Source organism: Alteromonas sp. CNT1-28 (genome assembly GCF_022348345.1).
In the GTDB taxonomy this organism is placed as follows: domain Bacteria; phylum Pseudomonadota; class Gammaproteobacteria; order Enterobacterales; family Alteromonadaceae; genus Alteromonas; species Alteromonas macleodii.
This window is the reverse complement of record NZ_JAKREZ010000027.1, coordinates 32,086-54,328: the sequence shown is the minus strand read 5'-3', so window position 1 is coordinate 54,328 and position 22,243 is coordinate 32,086. Positions and strand designations below refer to the sequence as shown.

Annotated in this window: 16 protein-coding genes; 4 read left to right on the top strand and 12 right to left on the bottom strand. The window is 44.4% G+C overall.

The window, feature by feature from the left end; all coding sequences use genetic code 11:
* Positions 1 to 27: 27 nt before the first annotated feature.
* From MHN02_RS15615 to MHN02_RS15605, 3 genes are read right to left on the bottom strand one after another with little or no spacing between them, the layout of a single operon-like run.
* Positions 28 to 1,626 (bottom strand): sensor domain-containing diguanylate cyclase, encoded by a 1,599-nt coding sequence (locus MHN02_RS15615; protein ID WP_336246476.1) that lies wholly within the window; start codon positions 1,624 to 1,626, stop codon positions 28 to 30.
* Positions 1,619 to 2,062: a hypothetical protein gene (locus MHN02_RS15610; protein WP_014978775.1), complete on the bottom strand. Its 444-nt coding sequence runs from the start codon at positions 2,060 to 2,062 to the stop codon at positions 1,619 to 1,621. Before MHN02_RS15610 ends, MHN02_RS15615 begins: the two co-directional genes overlap by 8 nt.
* Before the next feature lie 9 nt (positions 2,063 to 2,071).
* Positions 2,072 to 3,316 (bottom strand): hypothetical protein, encoded by a 1,245-nt coding sequence (locus tag MHN02_RS15605; protein WP_239247248.1) that lies wholly within the window; start codon positions 3,314 to 3,316, stop codon positions 2,072 to 2,074.
* A gap of 332 nt (positions 3,317 to 3,648) precedes the next feature.
* Between MHN02_RS15605 and MHN02_RS15600 the strand changes: the two genes are divergently transcribed.
* Together MHN02_RS15600 and MHN02_RS15595 are read left to right on the top strand one after the other, a co-directional pair.
* Positions 3,649 to 4,146 carry a YgjP-like metallopeptidase domain-containing protein gene (locus MHN02_RS15600; protein WP_239247246.1) on the top strand — a complete coding sequence of 166 codons (498 nt, stop codon included), beginning with the start codon at positions 3,649 to 3,651 and terminating at the stop codon, positions 4,144 to 4,146.
* Between the two features lie 113 nt (positions 4,147 to 4,259).
* The gene (locus MHN02_RS15595) at positions 4,260 to 4,679 is read left to right on the top strand and encodes a CBS domain-containing protein (protein WP_239247244.1); all 420 of its coding nucleotides are present in this window, start codon (positions 4,260 to 4,262) and stop codon (positions 4,677 to 4,679) included.
* A 103-nt stretch (positions 4,680 to 4,782) separates the two neighbouring features.
* Here MHN02_RS15595 and MHN02_RS15590 read toward each other — a convergent pair whose 3' ends face one another.
* Positions 4,783 to 7,824, bottom strand: a complete 3,042-nt coding sequence (locus MHN02_RS15590; protein ID WP_239247242.1) for an efflux RND transporter permease subunit — start codon at positions 7,822 to 7,824, stop codon at positions 4,783 to 4,785.
* 3 nt (positions 7,825 to 7,827) lie between these two features.
* On the bottom strand, positions 7,828 to 8,910 hold the full coding sequence (locus tag MHN02_RS15585) for an efflux RND transporter periplasmic adaptor subunit (RefSeq protein WP_239247262.1): 1,083 nt from the start codon (positions 8,908 to 8,910) through the stop codon (positions 7,828 to 7,830).
* Between the two features lie 209 nt (positions 8,911 to 9,119).
* On the opposite strand from MHN02_RS15585, the gene MHN02_RS15580 reads away from it, so the two are divergent.
* On the top strand, positions 9,120 to 9,734 hold the full coding sequence (locus tag MHN02_RS15580; protein WP_014976048.1) for a TetR/AcrR family transcriptional regulator: 615 nt from the start codon (positions 9,120 to 9,122) through the stop codon (positions 9,732 to 9,734).
* A gap of 509 nt (positions 9,735 to 10,243) precedes the next feature.
* Positions 10,244 to 12,325 (top strand): TonB-dependent siderophore receptor, encoded by a 2,082-nt coding sequence (locus MHN02_RS15575; RefSeq protein WP_239247240.1) that lies wholly within the window; start codon positions 10,244 to 10,246, stop codon positions 12,323 to 12,325.
* Positions 12,326 to 12,419: 94 nt separating this feature from the next.
* On the opposite strand, the gene MHN02_RS15570 is transcribed toward MHN02_RS15575, so the two are convergent.
* The 7 genes from MHN02_RS15570 to MHN02_RS15540 form a co-directional block, all read right to left on the bottom strand.
* Entirely contained in the window at positions 12,420 to 12,911 is a 492-nt protein-coding gene (locus MHN02_RS15570; RefSeq protein WP_239247238.1) for a GNAT family N-acetyltransferase, read from the bottom strand.
* Positions 12,912 to 13,004: 93 nt separating this feature from the next.
* Positions 13,005 to 16,184, bottom strand: coding sequence for an efflux RND transporter permease subunit (locus tag MHN02_RS15565; protein WP_061485278.1), 3,180 nt, complete (start codon positions 16,182 to 16,184; stop codon positions 13,005 to 13,007).
* Between the two features lie 9 nt (positions 16,185 to 16,193).
* Entirely contained in the window at positions 16,194 to 17,342 is a 1,149-nt protein-coding gene (locus MHN02_RS15560) for an efflux RND transporter periplasmic adaptor subunit (protein WP_014948891.1), read from the bottom strand.
* A 139-nt stretch (positions 17,343 to 17,481) separates the two neighbouring features.
* Positions 17,482 to 18,597, bottom strand: a complete 1,116-nt coding sequence (locus MHN02_RS15555; RefSeq protein ID WP_110287825.1) for a GGDEF domain-containing protein — start codon at positions 18,595 to 18,597, stop codon at positions 17,482 to 17,484.
* A 2-nt stretch (positions 18,598 to 18,599) separates the two neighbouring features.
* On the bottom strand, positions 18,600 to 19,211 hold the full coding sequence (locus MHN02_RS15550) for an ABC-type transport auxiliary lipoprotein family protein (RefSeq protein ID WP_239247236.1): 612 nt from the start codon (positions 19,209 to 19,211) through the stop codon (positions 18,600 to 18,602).
* Positions 19,212 to 19,388: 177 nt separating this feature from the next.
* On the bottom strand, positions 19,389 to 21,041 hold the full coding sequence (gene pqiB, locus MHN02_RS15545) for an intermembrane transport protein PqiB (protein WP_239247234.1): 1,653 nt from the start codon (positions 21,039 to 21,041) through the stop codon (positions 19,389 to 19,391).
* Positions 21,038 to 22,180: a paraquat-inducible protein A gene (locus MHN02_RS15540; RefSeq protein ID WP_239247232.1), complete on the bottom strand. Its 1,143-nt coding sequence runs from the start codon at positions 22,178 to 22,180 to the stop codon at positions 21,038 to 21,040. Before MHN02_RS15540 ends, pqiB begins: the two co-directional genes overlap by 4 nt.
* Positions 22,181 to 22,243: the final 63 nt, after the last annotated feature.

The window sequence follows — 22,243 nt, the reverse complement described above, 5'->3', positions numbered from 1 at the left end:
TTTTGCTCGGCTTTTTTTCTCCAACATTTATTGGCTGCCATTACGTGATGCTGAGTCAGCAAAGAAGAGATAGTCATTGGGGGCTGAGACCTTGTTTTGTTTCGCTTTGTACATGGCAATGTCAGCCAGTTTTATTAACGTACTCATGTCATCGCTCATGGCAGGGAAAAATGAAACGCCGACACTCATTGAAATAAACGTTGGCTCTGGGTCGCCGTTAAAGTAGAAAGGTTGCTTTACCCCGTCATTCACTTTTTCTATGGCGCGTTTTACAGAAACTTCGTCTTCAGCTTGAAGTAATAATACAAACTCATCGCCGCCCCAACGTATCGCTACATCGTTTTTGCGAATTTTTTCCTGTAACTGTTCAGCCACAAAGATGAGTACTTCGTCGCCCGCATCATGACCGAAAATATCGTTCACCGCTTTGAAGCCGTTCAGGTCAATTAACGCGAGAGCGAAGTGGTGGTCTTTTCTCATTAACTTCGCAATCAGCTTTTCACCGCCATTGCGATTATAAATACCTGTGAGTGCATCGAAGTCTGCCTGTAAGGCCAGTTTCTGGAGTTCGTGTTTTCGACTAGAAATATCATTCAGCGTCAGCTGATAGTAGCGTTCGCCATCATCAGTGACTAAAGGGCTTGCGATTAGTTGAACCCATGTGACATCGTCAGTTTTATCTGATTTTAGTTTATATTCACCTGTTGCAAACTCATTGCGTGCAAATGCCTCCGAAAGCGAAGTTTTCATTGCAGTAGGCGCTTCAAATAGCTCCTCAAGTAGCTCGCCATAGCCTTGCTTTATCTCTAGGCCAATCTTTTCTACCAAGTCGTTGAAGGCCTTATTTCTAAGCTCGATAATTCCATTTTCCGCCATTAACACAGTGGCAGACTTTGCGTTTTCAAAAAGCATTCTGAAACGCTTTTCCAGAAATTCGATTTCTTCCCTAAGTTGACGCTCTTGAGTGAATTGCTCTTCGACTTTGTTTAACAGTTGATTGGTGTCCTGCACCAGCTCGCCTATTTCACTTCGGGAGTGATACTCCGGCATTTCAATTCTTTCTTTTGTGCCTGGAGTAATCTTATGCAGTGAACGACCCACGCGAAGCATAGGAGAGATTATGATGTAGTAGGTAATTATCAACGCAACAATGCCGACAACCACTGCTTCAACATACAATGAATAATTATTGTCAGTACTTATTTTTTTCGCCTGTTCAATAATGTGGGCAAAGTTAGGGTAAACATTGACCTCAGCCAAAGTGTCTTCAGGAATGAATGGGTGCCTCACCAAAAATACCCGAGGCTTGACGTCTTTGCTGATGGCATCGTTCACATTGAATTGATAATACATTGCATCGCTTTTAATAGACGCAGCGAGTATTTTTTCACTTTTAACTAAGCCGTTGATCGCCTCTTTTGCCAGATCTTCATCTTCTAAAAAAGCAGCGATAGACGCCGTTGAGGCAACGGTTTGGTAAAGTTCTTGAATATCGTTGTTCGCTTCACTAATTTCGTGCTCATACGTAGCGCGATAAAAAAATTCGGCGGTCGTAAGTACTACCAGCATAGCAGCAGCTATTAATATGAGTGAAAAACGAAACCCTAAGCCGTGGATGTTAATCAAAGCGGTACACTACCTTCATTTTGTCGCTGACGTACGACTCATATACATAGGCTAAGGCTGACTCATCGTCTTCTAGCCGCTGTTTGACATCTTCCATAGTTTGTTCTAGCGCAGGTGGTTTAACACGTCCAGAAAACTTCAGTCTAGACCAATACGCATTAACGCGAGCAAGGGGAAGGCCCACCAGCGATTTATAAAATTGACCTTTTAGCTCGTCGTTAAGCTCTATATCGATGGGCGTTGCCTGCCTACCGTTAGGGAAAGCCGAGTACTTGCCCATGAAGAGATCTATAACCCCTTTCTTATCTAAAACCTGCACATCATTGTTTAAGTTAGTAACAACAACGATTTTCTCTTGTGATTGCGCTACAGAGGAAAAGCTATACAAGGCAAGCACGACAGCCAGTAGGGGTGAGAAGTGTTTATAAAAAGTCATCTCCTCCCCCTAAAAGCTGAAACTTAACGCAACAAAGAGGGTGTGAATAACCCCATCTTCATCATCTACAACGAGACCATCTCTGGCGCGTAGGCCAGTTCCTCTAGCTTCAACATCAGTTCGCTCAAGCTGCACTTTAAAGGCTAGGTTTTCTTGCAAATCCCAACGCCATCCGAGAGAAAGTGTTTGTTGATGATGTGCCAAGCTACTCGCTACTTCTTCTACAGAAACGGCTAGTTGAGCAGTGCTCTCGTTTATTGGGAAGCCAGGTTGCTCTTGGCTAAGAAAGTATGTGTCTGTCTTTGCAAATGAGTATAAACCGTAGAATGTATGCGCACCATAAAGATAGCTGAGGTTGAGGAAGCCATTAAAAGAGGGTCTCAACGCAATTGAATTTGAATCGATATATGATAGCTCGCCAGAAAGCTCCCACGCATCAAAATAACGGTTGAAGTAAACGGACGTATAGTGAATGGTTGTATCTTTAAGGCTTACTTCTTTAGCAAAGTCTATGGCGCCGCTCCAAAATGGCTGTAGCTGCGCAACGGAAGCAGCGACAACTGCTAAATCTTCGTCGTCATTGTCCGCTTCGGTTTGGGTGTGTTTAAGAGCAAGGCTCCAGTCGAATGAGACAAATTCAACGCCAATTGAACGTAAGTTATTAAACCTAATCGGGTTGTAATCGTCACTAGAAAAGTCACTCTCTCCGCTTCCCCAAAAGCCTTTAATCAATAAATTAAAGCTGTCGTAAGGCTTAGTGTAGCTAATGTCTCCTCCATCAAAGCTTCTTGCGGGAACAATACCGTAAACCTCGGTGGGGACTTTCACCCAAGGATAGGCTATCGACACGTCTCTGGTATCACTGAAGTGAAAAATATCGGCCGCAAGTCTTCCTGCTCTTACTTGCCACGATGGGGTTATATCGTATCTTAGAAAAGCCATCTGGGTTATCGAATCCAGGTTTTGCTCATCTTGCTCTCGATAAACGAATTGACCCACAAAGTCTAGGTTATCAGAAACGCTGTAATCAAGCTGTACGCCAACTAAACTCAAAGGCTTGAATGCAAGGCCGCCTTTTTTCGCCGATTCAGCTTGAGACCGGTCTGAACGAAACTGATACCTGTCAGAATCGGAAGTTGCTGTTGCAACGGTGCCAAAACCACTAACCTTTACGTTCTCTTTTTCAGCAAACGCACTATTAACAATGAGGAAGCTCATCACCATAGCGATAACTGAGAAGGGCTTTTTAATCATCAATGCGTATCCAAATTCAAGCTTGTCTTTGCTAACACCTAAAAATCATACTTTCGAGCTGCTGGTTACAGTAAGAATAGTAAAGAAACAGGAAAACGTATGAAAAGTCAGCTTTTTTTATTTTTTTAACCGAGCGCTTGATAAATGCGAGTGGTATCTTCGAGCGTTGTTTGACCAGCATATCATTTAGCTTGTCGTTACTGTAGGGGGGATTCCTAATATGACTTATTGTTACTGCTGTTTTTTTATTTTCAACAGAAATGTTTGTAAGCGGCTTTCACTGTCTACGGCTCCAATTTGCTTTATAATTCCTGACGTAAAGGAGAAAAAACGTGAATGAATATGCTCGGTATTTTAACGGCTACCCTTCAACTATTGTGGAGCAAGCCTTACAGCTCATTTCCAACAATCGGCTACAGCATTATTTACTAAAAAAATACCCAGAGGCCCATGATATAACCACCGACAAATTGCTGTATCAGTACGCGACGGAATTAAAAAAGCGATACTTAAAAAATGCGCCACCATTTGGGCGCGCCGCGTTTAAAAAGCAAGGTGATATGATAACTAACGCGCTAGGTACGCATACTTACCGTATGCAGGGTAAAGCGCGCAAACACGACTTGGCCATTAATAACGATTTACTCTATGCCCCAGAGGCCTTGTTAAAAGCCCTTGTAGTGCATGAACTGGCGCACTTTAAAGAAAAAGACCACAACAAAGCCTTCTATAAATTTTGCTGCTATATGGAGCCAGATTATCATCAACTAGAGCTGGATTTACGTTTGTTCTGTGTGGCCGTATCAATGGGAGAAAACCCGTACACGTAACATGTGAACGCCTCATCAGGTGTCGCTATGTTTAAACCCGTGTTGAGTACAATTGTCGTGTGCTTGCTATAACTAAATTAAAGTCCAAGCACTGGAATTAACGAGGAGTATTAATGAGCATTGCTAAAATTATGTCTACGCGGGTGGTTAGCGTGCACATGGATGACAGTTTACAGTCATTGCGTGAGCTCTTTGCTGCTTCGGGGTTTCATCATTTGGTCGTGGTGCATGACAATAAGCTGCAGGGGATTATATCTGACAGAGACTTGATGAAATCGATTAGTCCTTTTGTAGATACCCTAAGCGAACGAAAGCTTGATCGCGCTACATTGGATAAAAAAGCGCACCAAATCATGACTCGTGAAGTCATTACACTTAACCCAAGTGACTCTGTTTATTCGGCTATTGAGCTTTTTAATACCCACAAAATTTCCTGCATTCCCATTATCGACACGAAAAGGCATCCAGTAGGAATGGTGTCGTGGCGCGATGTGATGAAGTTTATGCAAAGTAGGGTAGAGGCAAAACGTTAGGTCGGTACTCGTATGTTATTAATAGTGAACACCGCTTGAAAGGGGAGTGGTCTCTCTACCTGCGTTTATAAATTGCGGTAAAGAGACCGTTAGTTTTAAAGCGTTAGCTTTTGCGGTAGCTGACTTTAAACAGCAAACTGTAGAGTACGGGCACGGCGATAAGTGTAAGTACCGTCGCAAAGGCCAGGCCACCCATAATGGTCACTGCCATATCGGCAAAGAAGGCGTCGAACAGCAGCGGCGCCATCCCTAAAATGGTCGTTACCGCCGCCAGTGAAACAGGGCGTACACGGCTGATCGTAGCGTCAACAATCGCTTGGCGAATGGCTAATCCTTCTTCTATCTGAAGATCAATTTCTTCAATAAGTACAATAGCGTTCTTAATAAGCATGCCAAACAAGCTTAAGAAGCCGAGTAGCGACATAAAGCCAAACGGCATATCGGTACCTAATAGACCAGAGACTACACCAACAATAGCCATAGGTACTACAAGCCAGATAATCAGCGGCTGACGAGCATGACCGAATAGCAATACTGAGATAATAAACATGACTAGGAAGCCAGCAGGCAAGCCCGCGCCCAGCGCTTTTTGTGCATCGCTAGAGCTTTCAAATTCGCCGCCCCATTCTAATGAATATCCAGCTGGAAGTTCTATGTCTTCAATAAGTGGGCGGATTCTCGCTAACGCGTTGGCTGCAGTTTCATCGTCACCTGGCTCAGCTTCTACCGTAATGGTGCGAACGCGGTCGCGACGGTGAATACGCATTTCTTCGGTCATTAACTCCAAGCCCTGAGATACCTGTGTGAAAGGCACATATTGGCGCTGTTGCGTAGACCATACTTGTGATTCACGTATTGATTGAAGCTCTGTATCTTCAGCCTTACCCATCTTTGCAATAATGTTGTAAGCATAATCACCGTCTTGCACCGTACCTAGCTGAACGCCGCTACTTGCATACTGTATGGTCTGGCTAAAGTCACTATGCGAAACGCCAGCAATCCCTGCGTTGTAGTTGTCAAACTGCGTATTAATGGCAAAGCCTTTTTCACGCCAGTTATGTCGAACGTCTTTCACTTGTCCGTCAGCAAAAAGCAGTGCTTTGGCTTCATCCGCCAGTTCGCGAAGTATTTCAGTATCTGGGCCTGAAAAACGGGCCTCAAGTTTTGCACCAGAGCCGGGGCCAAACTGCATGCGCTCCATATAAAAGCTAGCGTCGAAGTCCAGGTCGGTAAGCTTACTCGCAAGCGCGCTTTGAATAGCCGGAATATTATCAAGTTCATTCGCGCGAACCATGAAAAAGGCATAGTTTTCGTTAGCACTTTTAGGTGCATAAGTGAGGGTGAAACGATCGGCACCTTGCCCTATAAAGGTGGTTACTGCCGTGACGTTTTCCATTCCCAAAATACGAGCTTCAGCTTCTTTTGCAATGACTTCAGTGGCACGTATATCTCTATCTTGCGGGCCCCAATAATGCACAAAGAACAGTGGCGCGTTTGACGGAGGGAAAAAGCCTTGTTTTACCATGCCAAAACTTCCATAAGCCACGATAGTAATAACAAACAGTGCACCAATGGTTACCCAACGAAGCTTAAGTGCGCCTAAAAGTGCACGCTTAAACCAGCGTTGCGATGCAGAGAGTTCGTTACCTGTGGTTTGCCCAATACCTTTGCGGTAAAAATATGCGCCAAGCACGGGCACCAAGGTTACCGCTAATACCCAACTTATCATGAGGGAAACCAACACTACGGCAAACAATGAATAAAGAAACTCGCCTGTAGCATCGTTTGAAAGGCCTATGCCTGAAAAAGCCGCAATACCGATAACGGTCGCGCCAAGTAAAGGCCACTGCGTACGCTTAACAATAAAGCTGGCTGATTCTTTAGCTGTAGAGCCGGTGGCCATGCGCAGCATCATCCCCTCAGCAACTACGATAGCGTTATCTACCAGCATACCCATGGCGATAACCATGGCACCAAGTGATATTCTTTGAAGCTGAATATCCATAAGCCACATGATTAGAATAGTACCTAGCACGGTGACAAGAAGCACAGAGCCAACTACCACGCCTGAGCGCCATCCCATGAACAAACATAGCGTTAAGGTAACAACCGCCACCGACATAACGAGGTTATTAATAAAGCCGGTAACCGATTCGTCGACGACTGAAGCCTGATCGTAAATAGGCGTAAGCGTAATACCGACAGGCAGTTCTTGAAGCAGCTTTTCTACTTTTGCGTTAACACGCTCGCCCACATCAACAATGTTAACGTCGGTCAACGCTGATACTGAAAGCGTAAGTGCTTCTTCGCCGTTGTAGCGCACATGAACGGGCTGTATGTCGGCAGGCTCTAACTTTAGCGTGGCAATATCAGCAACCCGAAGGGAACGGTTTGTGCCAGGCACTACCACTGACAGATTAGATATTTCTTCTAGTCTGTCTGGTGCGCGCTCTACAATTAGGCGCACATTTTTCTCGTCAACTTTAATACGGCCGCCGTTGAACGGGCGCAGGTTGTCTTCAAAAAGAGAGGCGAGATCAGGAAATGAAATGCCTAAGCCCGCGAGTTGATAAGGGTTGATATAGGCCACTATCTGTTCTTTTTGAACGCCAGTAACATTTACTTTGGCAACGCCTTCTGTAGTAAGCAGGTCACGTCGAATAATTCGGGCGAATTCTCGAAGCTCCCGGGTATCGAAATCAGGTGCACTTAACGCGTAATAAAGCCCGTAAACGTCACCGAAATCATCAAATACCACCGGGTTTTGTGCCCCCGTTGGCAACGAGCTTGCGGTGTCGCGAAGTCGCTTTCTCAACTCATCCCAAATCTGTGGCAAGAGGTTACTGTCGTAAGTACTCTTAACTTCAACGGTAATTTCGGAAAGGCCCGGCGATGAAACTGACGTCACTTCCTTTAACTGCGGCATTTGCTGAATGGCAATTTCCAAGCGTTCAGTGACTTCATGTTCTACCTTTTCAGCACTGGCTCCAGGATAGTTGGTGTATACCTTTACCTGTTTGATGGTAAACGCAGGGTCTTCTAAGCGACCAATTTTGCTCATAGCTAAAATGCCGCCTAAAAGCAGGATGACTACCATTAGCCAAATGTTGACGGGCTTATCAATTGAATAGCGTGCGATATCCATAAATTACTTCTCTCCTTGGTAAGGAAGCACTTTCATGTCTGCACGCATTTGTGTTGCTCCAGCAGCAACCACTTGCTGGCCAAGGGTGATTTCGCCCTGGCTCTTACCCTCAATAATCGCTAGCTCATTTTCAATATGCTTCACGTTTACAGCTTTCTTGGCCACTGAACTTGTTTCATCGTTATATACCCACACTGCAAAGCCTGAATCCTTGTCACCTACAAGTGCTCTTACAGGCACAACAAAGCCTTCTGGATAGAGGCTGCCTTGTAGGCTGACTTTTACCACTGCGCGCGCGCCCGGTGTTAGGGGAAGTTCTTCGCGAGGCTCCATGGCAAACACTACTTCATAAGTTTGCGACACAGGATCAGGTTGGGTAGAGTGCTCTACATAGTTCACCGGGTACCACTGGCTGCGATTGGTGGCTAATGTGGCGCTGGCTTGTTTTATCCCACGGCCAATATTGGCAGTAAGTAAGCGCTCAGGAACATTAATGTTGAAGTATATTTTAGACACATCTTGCAGGCGAGCAATCGGCGTACCTGCGGCAACAAAACTGTTATTTTCAACAAGTCGTTGAGATACCTTTGCATCAAAAGGAGCATATAGCTGAGTGTAGCTCAAATCTTGCTCTGCATTTTTTAAGTCGATAACCGCTAGTTCGTAAGATGTTTTTGCAGTATCCAGAGAGCTCTGTGCAACTAGCTTTTGAGCGAACATTTTCTCAATTCTATCAAGCTCTCGTTTGGCCTGATCAAGTCGTGTCGTAGACTCGTCCACGCGTCTTTCGAATGGTTTACGATCAATAGTGGCCAGTAACTTGCCTTTATTGATATCACTGCCTGTCACCAAGTCGGTCTGGATAAGGCGGCCTGAAACTTCAAAGCTTAAATCGACGGTTTTCACCGCCGATACAACGGCAGGGAAGGTGAATTCGTCAAAATCTGGAATGTTGCTAACCGTAGCGAGTTTGACATAACGAGGTGCAACGTTTGCTTGTTGCTCGGCAGGCTCTTCGGAAGAACATGCACTTAAAGTGGAAACCGATAAAACGCTTAGAAATAAAATGTGGGAGAATCGCATCATGGACATAGGTGTATGTAATCCATAGTCAGGGTAATTAAAGTATAGATGTGTAAACCCAGGTAGTGATGATATGCACAACGGCAGCAAAGATAGTCATTACCTAAAGTAAACTGGTGAGTGCATTTTAGTGCGGTCGCATTGAAAAGTAAACTGTTCGGTGTAAAATGATCGGGTTAATGTAGCGGATAACTAATTTTGAGAATTTCCATATGGTAGGCAACACACGTACGCGTAGCGACATCAAACGCGAAGCCATTATTCAGGCGGCAACACAGGCATTCCAAGAGTTTGGCGTTAACGGCACAAGCATGGATAAGCTGGCTGAACTGGCAAATGTGTCAAAGCGCACTGTGTACAATCACTTTTCTACAAAAGAAGAGCTGGTGATGCATTTGGTTACGCAGCAGTGGCAAACGGCTATTTTAAATATAAACAAAAAGTACGATGCTACGCTTCCGCTAGACGAGCAGCTAGAAGACCTTATTTTGCAAGACATTGAGTTTATGGTGAGTGAATCACACCTCGATTTAGCTCGGGTTGCGATTGGCCACTTCTTCTACGAGCCGGAAAAGCTAAAAGATGAAGTTGCGCAATTAAAAGCCCAAGAGACGGCTATGCACCGCTGGTTAAAGGATGCCAAAGCCGACAATAAACTCGCGTTTGACGACTTGGATCGGGTTGTCGATGAAATTGATAGCTTAGTAAAAGGGCAGTGCTTTTGGCCTCAGCTGTTCAAAATTGAAGATTCCCTCAGCGATAACGATAAGAAGAGCTTAGCAAAACACACAGTGGCTTTGATTTTAAGCCGCTATGCTGTTGTGTAGTTGGCAGGCTATATCAATGAGTTTGTTCAAGGCTCTTTCAGTATTGAAGGGCCATTGAACTTTTACTTCCCAAACATTTTTTCCGCTTATCCGTCTTCGCGCTAACTTCACAGATCCCTCTTGATTCAAACGGACTACACTTCAGATGATGTAGCCAGTAAATACCTTTTCACTTAGCTGTTTGTTCTCCCTGTCGCTCGTCCTCCGACACCTGCAATATGCTCCTCTACAATCGTACGAAATATATTCACCTGCTTATTCTTTAGTCTATTTTGGTGCAATTTGAGTCTTATTCATCTAATAAATTAAGAAAATTTATAAAGAGTTTTTAAATTTTGTCGCTTTTGCTCTCGTCATTTGTTCTAAATTTTTATAATATCCCGACCAAAAATAACAACTATTATTATTTGCAATTGCAAAGTTCGGCAGAAAGCCGGGTCGTGATAATAGGGTTTTACAGATTTTTAAAAGTAAACACACAACACTTACAGAACACTTGGAGAGCAATTTTGAAATTCAAACTTACGAGTATTGCTGCTGCGATAATTCTAAGCCCAGCAACTTTTGCTGCTGATATGGAAGATATTGAGAGACTAACGGTGAAAGGGAAGTACCTTTCGGTTAACCAGTCCAACTCAATTAAAAGCCCTACACCTATTATCGACGTGCCACAGAGCTTGTCGATTATTACGGCTGAAGAAATAACGGCTCGCGGTATTACTAGCATTGGACAAATTATTGACTACGCACCAGGTGTTAATACATCGCAAGGTGAAGGTCACCGCGACTCGGTAGTATTCCGTGGTGTGCGCTCTACTGCAGATTTCTACTTAGATGGTAACCGTGATGACGTTCAATACTACCGTGCACTTTACAATGTTGAACAGGTAGAAATTCTTCGTGGTCCAAATGCATTGCTATTCGGTCGCGGTGGTACGGGCGGTATCTTAAATCGTGTATCTAAGAAAGCGAAAACGAGCGATAAGTTTGTAAACTACAACGTATCTGCTAATACGTTTGGTGCATACAACTTACAGTTAGACACCAATGTTGACACGGGCGATAAGTCGGCCCTGCGCATTAACGCCATGTACGAAAGCTTAGATAATCATCGCGACTTCTTTTACGGAGATCGTTACGGCTTCAACCCAACGGCACGCTTTGAGTTAAGCGATGACACAATTGTTGATGTGTCGTATGAATATATCGACCACGAGCGCTTTATTGACCGCGGTGTGCCAACAGCCAACGGCGAGCCAGTTGAAGCGTTTGAAGAAATCGTGTTTGGCGATCCAGATAACAATTACCAAACATTGGGCGCTGACGTGTTCCGTGCAAACGTTGAGCACACTTTCTCAGATAACCTGAAAGGTAACTTCAACGCTTTTTACGGTGACTATGACAAAGTTTACTCGACCTTTTATGCGGCAGGTTATAACGCTGAGACTGAGCAAGTAACGCTAGACGGATACGTTGATACTACGCAGCGTGAAAACATGATCTTGTCTTCTAACCTAGTTGGCGAATTTGAAACGGGAAGCATTGGGCACACGGTTATCTTCGGTGGTGAGGTTATTAATACCAAGTCAAACCAAGATCGTTACAACCCTGTGTTTGATTCCACTGACGGTGATAGAGAAACGTTTAATATTTCACGTCCGTTAAGCTTCCGTGGTTTAACTGGTACAAATGCTGAAGGCGTAACAGTTACAGCAGACTTCTCTGACTTGAACGACGATACGCATGTAGACTTAGATGTATACTCTTTCTATGTTCAAGATGAAATTGCACTATCAGACAACTTCGACCTTGTACTAGGTGCACGTTTTGACAGCTTCGATATTGAAGTATTCAACGCGGACCCTGAAGTTTTAGAGACACGCAGCAGAAAAGACGAAGAAGTGTCACCGCGTGCTGGCCTAGTGTATAAGCCACAGAAAAATATCTCTATATACGCTAGCTACAGTGAGTCATTCTTGCCACGCAGCGGCGAGCAATATGCGAATATTAATGGCGACGCAAACGCGCTAGATCCAGACACGTTCACTAACCAAGAAATTGGTATTAAGTGGGACTTCAACGACAGCATGAGCTTTACAGCAGCTATCTTTGAGAACGAGCAGACGTCTTTGGATAACGACCCGAATGACCCCGAAAGCTTTGTTGAAGTTGACTCAGATGTATCTGGTTTTGAGCTACAGCTGCAAGGTTATATCACAGACAAGTGGTATATTACTGCAAACTACAGCAACCTTGATGGCGAAAACGCAAGTGGCGTAGAGCTTCGTGAGCTGCCTGAAAATACGATGTCTGTGTGGACAACCTACGAAGTGAATGAAGTATTTGGCTTCGGCATTGGTGCTACATATCAGGACGAAAGTAAGGTATCGACAAGTGCGTCATCGCCTGTACTACCTAGCTATACGCGCGTTGATGCGTCAGCTTACTACACGCTTAGCGACAAAATGCGCCTTCAGTTAAACGTTGAAAACTTGACTGATACGCTTTACTTCCCGAATGCACACTCTACGCATCAGGTAACAGTAGGTGCGCCAATTAATGCGCGTCTATCACTGATTGGTTCTTTCTAAACTAACCGTCAGTTTTAAAATATTGTTTAAAAGCCATTCGCGAAAGCGAATGGCTTTTTTTATCTCTGCACTTTGTATTTAGAGACTTTGTGCTCTATTCGCCTTGCTTTGCAAAGTCGATAAGTGTCTGTCCATCCATACGATAGCCTAACCATTCACTCTTTGGTTTAGCGCCAAGTGACTCGTAAAAATCGATAGCTGGTTTGTTCCAATCTAATACGCTCCATTCGAAACGCCCGCAGTCGTTTTCTACCGCTGTTTTAGCTAAGTGTTGCAATAATGCTTTCCCTGCACCCAGGCCACGTGATTTTGGTGAAACATACAAATCTTCAAGGTAGAGTCCATTGCGTCCTTGCCACGTAGAGTAATTAAAGAAATACACAGCGAAACCAATAGGCGCGTCAGCGCTTTCACACATTACACAATGCGCGGTTGCGCCTTCTCCGAATAATGTTTTTAATAGCGCTTCTTCATCTGCTTCTACTTCATGCTCTGCTTTTTCATAAATAGCAAGTTCCAGAATGAACTGGCGAATTTGTGAAATATCCTCAGGCGTGGCTGGTCTTATTGAAATGGTGTTGCTCATGGTGACTCCCATCATAAATAATCAAAAAAAATGAGCCAATAAAGGCTCATTTTAAAACAGTTAGGTGTTTGTAGCTTTTCTCAGCGATAAAAGCTAGTCCATCGATGCACTTGGCTGAGGTACATGTGTGTGAGAAGTACTATTGCCGTCGTTATCCTTAGTAGGCTTTTTGCGTACAATCTTGCGCTTAATAAACGTAAACGGACCACGTAAATCAAGCAGTATTAAGTACAAGCACGGCACCAATATAAGCGTTACAAGCGTAGCGTAAAGTACAGCAAAACCGAGTGCCGCAGCCATTGGTACAACAAACGCTGCCTGTAGGCTTGTTTCAAACATAATGGGCAGTACGCCCACAAACGTAGTGATTGAGGTTAACGTAATCGCTCGGAAGCGCGCGGTACCAGCCTCGGTCACCGCTTCTTTAATGCTGTAGCCTTGTGCACGGCGCTGGTTCACAAAGTCAGTCATAACTAGTGAGTCATTGATAACAACCCCTGCGGCAGCGATTAGGCCAAAGTTAGACATCATAGATAAGTCTAAGCCCAGCACAAAGTGGCCGAAGACTGCGCCTGTAAAGCTAAACGGGATAACCGACATGATAATAAGTGGTTGCCCATAACTTTTAAGTGGTACAGCAAGAAGGATATACACCATGATCATGGCAGCTAAGAAAAACAATATCTGCTCATTCTGTTGCGCTTGCTGCTCCTCAATGTCACCGCCAAGTTCAGTCATAACCGACGGGAACGACTCTTTTAATTGAGGAAGTAGCTTCTCTCTAATTTCAGTGACCACTTCGTTTGGCTCAATCTTTTCTTCATCGATATTGCCCCAAATGTAAACGCTTCGGTATCCACCTTCACGGCGAATGTAGCTTATACCTGGTTTCTCCTCTAAGGCCACAACGTCACCCAGCATAACTTCCTGACCATTAGGCGTGGTGATCAAAGAGTACTTCAAGTCGGCGAAGCGTTCGCGGGTAAGTTCTGGGTAGCGCACCATTACTTTCACTTCTTCACCGTTTCGAATAACACGTTGTGCCTCGCCGCCGTAGAAGCCTGCACCTACTTGAGAAGCGATGTTAGATAGAGTAAGACCCAAGTCGTACGCAACTGGAAGCAATGTCATTTGTACTTCTTTGCTTGGAGGGTCGATAGTTGAGCTAACGTCAAACAAGCCCTCTTGCTGCTGCAGCATTTCAATAAACTTAAGACCTGCTGCGTTTAGGGTGTCGATATCAGGGCCAAAGAGTAAATAACCAAATTCGCCGTCATCACCATCACCGTTTACGTCATCAACTACGGTAAATGATTTCATGCCGGTAATTTCAGGAATGGCTTCGCGCCAGCGACGAGCAAGCTCAAACGTGTCGATAGGGCGGTCTTCTTCATTAACTAATGGCGTTAAAATACGGCCTTCAGTTCTGTCATCGTTAAACGCCAGGCGGTCTCTTATCATGCCTTGACCAAACTCATCGATGATTTGTTCTTCAACGTCTAAGATTGTTTGCTCAACAATTTTTAACGCGTTAATGGTTGCTAAATCTGAGACGTTTTCATTCATCTCTATTTTAACGCTTGGGAAGTCATGAGGTACTTTCGGATTGGGGACCATTCTTACGTAATTAGCACCAATAAGCCCCATACTTAGCATTAGCATTGCGACGAACATCATGAGTACAGCCCAGCGCCATTCAATCGCTTTCGCTAGAGAACGCTTGTAAGGACCGTTAACAAAAGCAAAGAATCGCTTGTTAAAACGCGACCGCCAGCTATTTTGTTTAACTGGGGAAAATTTAGTGTGGGCTAAGTGCGCCGGCAGAATGAGCTTAGATTCAACTAGACTGAATGCTAAACACAAGATTACGACAACAGCGATATTATAGAAGAACGCGCCTTCAGGCCCGCTGCTTAGCGTGAACGGAGCAAACACGGCGATAGTGGTTAAAACACCGAATGTGGCGGGCGTAGCTACGCGCTTGGCACCGCGGATTACATTGTCAACACCGCCACCTTTGCTTTCAATTTCGGTGTAAGCACTCTCGCCAATAACGATCGCATCATCAACCACAATACCCAGTACCATGATAAATGCGAACAGCGAAAGGATGTTTATGCTTACACCAAACAAAGGCATTAGCATCATGGCACCAAGGAAACATACCGGTAAACCAACCATAACCCACACGGCAAGCCTAAAGCGCAAGAACAGGGTTAACATTAGCGCCACTAGAATTGAGCCTTGAACCAGGTTCGACAACATCATGTCTAAACGAGCGTTAAGGTAATAGGTCATATCAACCAGAATTTCTAGACTTACTCCTTGAGGAAGGCTTTCGTTTTTCTGATCAATATAGGCTTTTACGGTTTCGGCTACAGGAATGGTGTTTTGGGTTTTAGTGGCTTTAACGGCAATGTAGATAGCGTTCATGCCGTTGTATTTAAAGTAGCGTTCACCTTCAACAAATCCATCGTTGATATAAGCGACATCGCCCAAGGTTACCTTAGCGCCGCCCGCACCGATTTTGATGGGAATTTGCTTAAACTCATCGCCGCTGTAGTACTGGTTTTCAACACGTACCGATACGATACCTGAGTTAGTTCTAAGCTGACCTGCGGAAATGTTGGCAGAGTAACTATTAATTGCCTGTGTGACATCGGCAATAGTTAAGCCGTACTTCCTAAGCGTATCAGGTTTAATTTCAATGGCAATTTCATCGTCCGGCGTATTGGCTTCAACCAAAGAGATAGAGCCAAGTTGTAGAAGCTCATCTTCCACCTCTTTTGCCAGCACTTTGAGTTCTGATAAAGGCAAGTCACCGACAATAGGCATTTCGATAACTTGCTGCTGGAACTCTACTTGGGAAACATTAACCGGCTCCATGCCTGCAGGGAAGGTGGCAATACTGTCAACGCGAAGCTTCACCTTATCAAGTACATCTGTTAATTCAGCTTTGGTATCAATTTCCAGTGTAACTGCACCGCCACCGCGAAATGCACGTGAAACCGTACGCTTAATCTCAGTAATGTCTTTTACCGCTTCCTCAACTTTAATGAAAATACTCTCTTCAATCTCTTGAGGTGAAGCTCCAGGGTAGTTGGCTTCAACGGTGATGTAGTTTATTTCGATGTTTGGAAACATCTGACGCTGAATAGTGAAATAGCTCGCTATCCCCATGATGATGATAAAAATCATCAGTAGGTTGGCGGCCACGGAGTTTCTGGCGAACCAAGAAATAATGCCGGTTTGTGTATCGTTGTGGTTTTCCATGACAGCTCCTTAGTTCGCTTTTGCTGTCACAATTTCGGTCGTTGTCTCAATGACCTTAACAGGCATACCGTTTTGAGGATATTCAGGCAAACTCATCACGACTTTTTTGGCATTGAAATCGCCTTGAATAAGGAAGTCGCCATTTTCTTCGCGAACAACTTTAACCTTTTGCGATTTTAATCTGTCTTCGTCATCTAACGTCCATAACAATCGATTGGTTACTAACTCTTGAGGTACGCGGTATACGTCGCTAAGGGTTTTTCCTTCAAATGCGATTGTGCTATATGAACCAAACTTCACGATAGGCTTCGACGAATTTATGGCGTAAGGATCTTCAATACGGGCAACGAAATAGCTCATACGCGTGGTGTTATCTACCACACCCGTATCACGGTGAATGGTACCTTTTACAGTAGCGCCCTGCACATCATCTACTTCGATGGCGATTTCACTACCAATGGTGTTGTCTGCTAGAAAAACACGGTCAAAGCCTGCTACAGGGAAGGTTACTTCAGCGTATTCGATGTTGTTAATGACAGCGACTGGCGTGCCTTGAGTTACATAGTCACCAGTGCTGATATCTCTCGATACTATAAGTGCATCGTAAGGTGCTTTTACCTTACAGTTGTCTAAGTCACGCTTGGCGATTTTAAGCTGCGCCTCTGCTGATTTTACGCCAGCTTGCGCACTCATCACTTGAGGTTTGCGAAGGTAAAGGTCAGTAACCCGTGCGTTAGGCATCGTTTTCGCTTCTTTGGCAGCGACATCAGCTTGGGCTTGTTCTTGGATAAGCTGTGCTTGCGCGCTAGCGAGGTTAGCTTCAGCCAGCAACAATGCCGCTTCATATGCGTCAGCTTCTATTTCAAATAAGGTTTCGCCACGTCGAACCAGACCGCCGCTCACAAACTTAGGGTTCCAGCGCTCAACTTCTCCCGATACCTGAGCTGCAAGGTTTGTGGTTTCAAGGGGCGTTATTTCGCCATACGAGGTAAGTTGAACGCGCACGTCTTCTGGCGATAAAGCTTCAATAGTCACCGTTGGGCGGGTATCAACTTCTTCTGTAATAGTATTATCAGAGGCAGAGGCTTCGATTCCTTTCATACCTAAGTAGCCTACTAATAAAACACCAATAGGCAGTGCAACTTTCATCCATTTCATGGCTAAATCTACTTTTATAGCGAATACTTTACATAGTGTAGCGCTAAAGTGTTTCAGGAATACAGCGCAAATGTAACTAAACATGAGTCAATTTTTTGTAAAGTCAGTTATCCGTGCTGATTTAAACAGGGAAATTGGTTTAGTTTTCTGAAAAAGAGGGGGAGCTCAACGACGAAAATTCACACACGCAATCTCGACCATTATCTTTGGCATAGTAAAGTGCTTGGTCTGCTCGACGAACGGCGCAGGAAATATCTATGTCGGGATTCACTTCGCTCACCCCGAAACTACTCGTTACATGGATCTCGCTACCGTTAATATTAAGCGGTGCGTTGTTCAAAATATCTCGAATATTTTCCAAAGCATTTACAGCACCCGCTTCATCAGTGTCGGTAAAGATGAACATGAATTCTTCGCCACCCCACCGTGCGAGAATATCTTGTCCTCGCAGACGAGAACTAAACACTTTTGAAATCTGACGAAGGACCTCGTCACCTTGTTCATGGCCTAAGGTGTCATTAATACTTTTAAAGCGGTCAATATCTGCAATGGCGACCGAAAATTTACGTTTGCTTCTCAGCATTCTTGCGTACTCGCGCTCTAGACACTGCTGCGCGCCTCGCCGGTTTAACAACTGAGTTAAGTGGTCATGCTTGGCCTGGCGCTCAAACTGCTCACTTAAATAGAGTGCGGTGTCGTAACTCTTTTGTCTACTGTACTCATAAAACGCCGACAGAAATGAAACGGTTAAAAAAGAATACAGTAAACGAGTTTTAAACGCGTAGGTGTAGTTTGCTACAAATGAAGCGTCATTGAAGCCGAACAGCACGATGGCGCTAACTAGCGTATAGGCAATAAGTGCGATGAGGCCTCTGACAAAGCCTGCAAAAAACATAGTGACTGGCGGCACCAAGTAAATCCAAAGGGGACCGGTATTGTCTTTACCACCGGTAATCAGCAGCAGGAGAGTCAGTACCATTAAACAGATAATGAGAAGTGTTATAGACCATGTACGAGCTTTGGCTGACGCAAACCGAACTTGTAAGCGCTGTGAAATAGCAAATACTACACTGGCAGTATAGAGCGTAGTTGAAAGGGAATATTCACCGTCAATAAAAGCCCTAGAGCCAAGCAAGAACGTGATAGACATACCCACTGCCGCAAAAAGGTTCACCACCATAATGCGTCTGTTGGTTTCATCTTTGTAGTGACGGCTTACGCCACTAAATACGTATTGCTTGAGAGAGCCGAACATGATTAAGCAGATTTTGTCACAGTTTTTCTAATATCTTCTGCGAGTTGTTGGATAGTATTTCTCATTGCTTTGATACTTGGAGAAAATCCATCATCTTCCAGGGGCGTTTTGAATAAAAATGGGTAGCTTTGCGTTTGGCCTTTCACGTGAGTAATCACATATTGTCCAGATAGAATAACTTCCCCTTCATAGGTGCTGACAAAATCATTGAGGTGCAACGCCATATGAATGGCTTCTTCACTTGCGTAGTGATCGGGGCGAAGCAATGACACTTGCTTTGATGATAACGCGCTGGTTAGCGCCTTAGTAAGCCCTTCGTCTACAGGTTCGGCCCATAAGTGACTGGTTGAGATATGCAAGTTGGTGTCACTGGTTTGGTACACCAGCCCACGGTGTTTGAGATATTCCGGCAGGGTTATCTTATCTATTACAACAGTCGTTGATGCTTTGTTTACGGTATATGCACTGTCACCCGTGGTGTGAAGTAAGTAGTATGTCAGCGAACGAGGCGCGCTACTACACGCCGATAATACGCAGGTGAAAAGCGCAAATACACCGATAAACAGTGCTTTACCTGTAGGTTGAGATGGGAAAACCTTAAACTGCTGTATCATTCTATTTATTCCTTCCATCCTTGTTTTTGGATGTTTCGCTATGGCAATACTGTCAATTGACATTCACTGTAGCGTATTACTTTCTTAATATCGGCTAATTATCAAGGATAAAGAGCATTCATTTTTTACGCCATTGCTGCTCGAAAATTAACCGCGCATTTGTTTGACTCTACTGCGCTAATTCTTCGCTTTAGGTTGAATGTCCGTTTCATCATCCTTTGAAAATATTAAACTATTCGGAGACTGGTTTAGCTTTAACAATAAAGGCTGAATGTTGCGCATGGTTTCTTGCAGCGCATCAACGGTCTCTTTTATCTCAGACTGGTTAAAACCACCCTCGCTGTAATTTTTAAGCAGGCCATCAAGGCTAACAAGAACCTGATTAAGATTACTATTTAATGCTTTCGCATCAATATCAGCGATAAGTACATCAAAGTCGCTGCTTGCCGTTTCCACAGACTCAGCAGCTAAACGCATGTCTTCAACGGCTAACTGCACATTTTCCACCATTTCCTTAAGCGGAAGCTGATTGATTTTGTCTAAAATTGCGTCGGCCTTTTGCGTCAATTGTGTGAACTCGTTACTAACAGTAGGAATTACTTCGTAGCCGTTAATCACTTCAATGCCGCTGTTACTGTCAGCGTCGGGTACGTGCTGTAAATCTACATACAAGCCACCTGTTAATACATTACCCATGCGTAGCGATGCGCGGAGATCTCTTTCTAGCCAGTTTCGAATAGTTTGCTTTATTGCACTAAGGCCTTCTTTAGTATCTGGCTGCCTTGCTTTACCGGGGTAAATATTAATAAGCACTGGGATGGGATAATCTCGCTCCAAAATGTTGCCATCCAAAGCAGGGAAGGAGTTGATAGCAGTCACGTTGCCAATTTCAATACCACGGTATTCAACCGGGGCGCCAACGGTTAGACCTCGAACACTTTCATCGATAAGTAGCAAGTATTCAGCGGCGACTTTATAACGTGCATCTGAGGCGGATGTGCTATCTCCATAAATAGTAAAAAAGGCGTTATCTAGCACTTGTTCACCTTTTGGCACGCCGTCAGGGATCCCAAAGGTAATGCCGTTTGCTAATAGGGTTTCCAAGCTGCCTGTTTCAACGCTTACACCGTTCGATTCAAGCAACAATTTAACGCCGCTGACATCCCAGAAACGTGTCGTGTTGGTTATGAGTTTATGGTAAGGCGCTTCAATAAATGCGTCGTAATACACCACACGTTCTTCAATATTAAAGGTAGCGTCTTCAAACTCGCCAACTTTAAACCCTTTATAAATAATAGGATCGCCAGGTTTGTAGGCAAATTCGTCGTCACTTTTTAACATAACATGCAGCCCTGGAGTACCAGGAGGCGTAACCGGTGGGCGCTCAAGTGCCGTAAAATGGAGTTGCTCTTTGCCTTTATCATGGGCTGACATAGCAATATAGCTGCCAGACAAGAGGGTGTTGAGCCCTGAAACTTCAGAAAAACTTATACGGGGGGCGACAACCCAAAATTTTGCATTTTCATTGAGTAGATGGGCCGCGCTTGCATCAATTCTGGCCGTGACAAGTACGCCGTTTAAGTCAGGTTTTAGCGTTATCTTTTTTACCTGTCCAATATCTAAGTCGCGTACTTTTATCGGTGTTTTGTTCACCTCAATACCTGTTGCTGAATGCAGCTCTATCGTAATAAGAGGGCCCTGATTCTTCCATTGGTAGTACACCATCCAGCCACCAATAACGATAACAAGAATTGGGATAATCCAAATGCGAGAAATGGACGAGGTCGGTTTGACCTTAGCTTCATTAATGTTCGGATCGTTTGTGGTCATGGTAATTGCTTCCACTGCTGCCAAATTAGCCTCGAATCAAACGTCATCGCGGCTATCATCGTTACAAATACAACGGCACAAAAGGCGAGTGCCGCTTGGCCCGGATAAATAGACATGGTATTCCCCATCTGAATAAGGGATACCAGCACTGCTACAACAAAAACGTCTATCATCGACCAGCGGCCTATCGCCTCAGTGATGCGGTAGTAACGTATACGTAATTGTTTTGAAGTGGTTTTCTCTCGCTGTACGGAAAAATTGAGCCAAGCAAGAATGATAATTTTTGCCACTGGCACTACCACGCTGGCAACTAAAATAATTATCGCCACTGGGTATGAGCCCGATTCCCACAACGATATGACACCACCAATAATCGTATTGGGCGTCTCTTGGCCAAAAAATTCAGTATACATAATTGGCAGTACATTAGCAGGAATATATAAGATACAAGCGGTGATCAACAACGCCCACGTACGCTGAATACTCTCTTGCGCTTGTGCTTCACACAGTGGTTTAGGTTGTGGTGGTTGGCCTTGAGACATCCACATGGCGTAGCGTGTGGGATCAAATTGGGATATACAAAGAGCCGTGAACGCTGAAAAGCCAACGAATGCGTAAAATGACAGGCCTATGGAAACGTCGGCCAACTCGGTAATTTTGATAAGGCTAACCAAGGTACCAACAAGAAAAATTTCTGCCATGCTCCACGGTAAGAGGGCTTTCACAAGTTTGTAAAGCCGCGGCAAGTAAAAGGGGCGTCGGTTTTGTAATTGAGCTAACGATAACAATAGCAGGCCGCCGAGTACCATTCCGGGCAGCAGTAACGTCGCTAAGCTGGTTATTATCGCTAGTGATAAATAATCGTTTTCAATGAGTACGGTAATGCCGGTGGGCAAGTCAATACTGTGCTTTTGACCGCTAGCTTTAAATGTCAGAAAGTTAAAAGGTAACGAAAGTAATAAAAATATCAGAGCACTGAAAGTATAAGCGAGCAACTTTTCGCTTGCGCCATCGCGATGAGATATTAGTGTGTGGTTACATACTGGGCACACGGCCCGTTGCCTGTGTGCTAGGGCGGGAATGTGTACCTGAGTATGGCATTGCTCACAAACTATAGATAACGTATTTGATTCAGCCATATGCTTTTGCACGCCACTTTTTGTATGCTCGTTGTATGATAGATAGCAGCCTAGAGGTATAAC

What these genes read in the sequence shown, in the direction of transcription:
- MHN02_RS15610 (WP_014978775.1), bottom strand. Translation starts at nt 2,062, where the DNA reads ATGACTTTTTATAAACACTTCTCACCCCTACTGGCTGTCGTGCTTGCC.
- MHN02_RS15605 (WP_239247248.1), bottom strand. Translation starts at nt 3,316, where the DNA reads ATGATTAAAAAGCCCTTCTCAGTTATCGCTATGGTGATGAGCTTCCTC.
- MHN02_RS15595 (WP_239247244.1), top strand. Translation starts at nt 4,260, where the DNA reads ATGAGCATTGCTAAAATTATGTCTACGCGGGTGGTTAGCGTGCACATG.
- MHN02_RS15590 (WP_239247242.1), bottom strand. Translation starts at nt 7,824, where the DNA reads ATGGATATCGCACGCTATTCAATTGATAAGCCCGTCAACATTTGGCTA.
- MHN02_RS15585 (WP_239247262.1), bottom strand. Translation starts at nt 8,910, where the DNA reads ATGATGCGATTCTCCCACATTTTATTTCTAAGCGTTTTATCGGTTTCC.
- MHN02_RS15580 (WP_014976048.1), top strand. Translation starts at nt 9,120, where the DNA reads ATGGTAGGCAACACACGTACGCGTAGCGACATCAAACGCGAAGCCATT.
- MHN02_RS15570 (WP_239247238.1), bottom strand. Translation starts at nt 12,911, where the DNA reads ATGAGCAACACCATTTCAATAAGACCAGCCACGCCTGAGGATATTTCA.
- MHN02_RS15565 (WP_061485278.1), bottom strand. Translation starts at nt 16,184, where the DNA reads ATGGAAAACCACAACGATACACAAACCGGCATTATTTCTTGGTTCGCC.
- MHN02_RS15560 (WP_014948891.1), bottom strand. Translation starts at nt 17,342, where the DNA reads ATGAAATGGATGAAAGTTGCACTGCCTATTGGTGTTTTATTAGTAGGC.
- MHN02_RS15555 (WP_110287825.1), bottom strand. Translation starts at nt 18,597, where the DNA reads ATGTTCGGCTCTCTCAAGCAATACGTATTTAGTGGCGTAAGCCGTCAC.
- MHN02_RS15550 (WP_239247236.1), bottom strand. Translation starts at nt 19,211, where the DNA reads ATGATACAGCAGTTTAAGGTTTTCCCATCTCAACCTACAGGTAAAGCA.
- pqiB (WP_239247234.1), bottom strand. Translation starts at nt 21,041, where the DNA reads ATGACCACAAACGATCCGAACATTAATGAAGCTAAGGTCAAACCGACC.
- MHN02_RS15540 (WP_239247232.1), bottom strand. Translation starts at nt 22,180, where the DNA reads ATGGCTGAATCAAATACGTTATCTATAGTTTGTGAGCAATGCCATACT.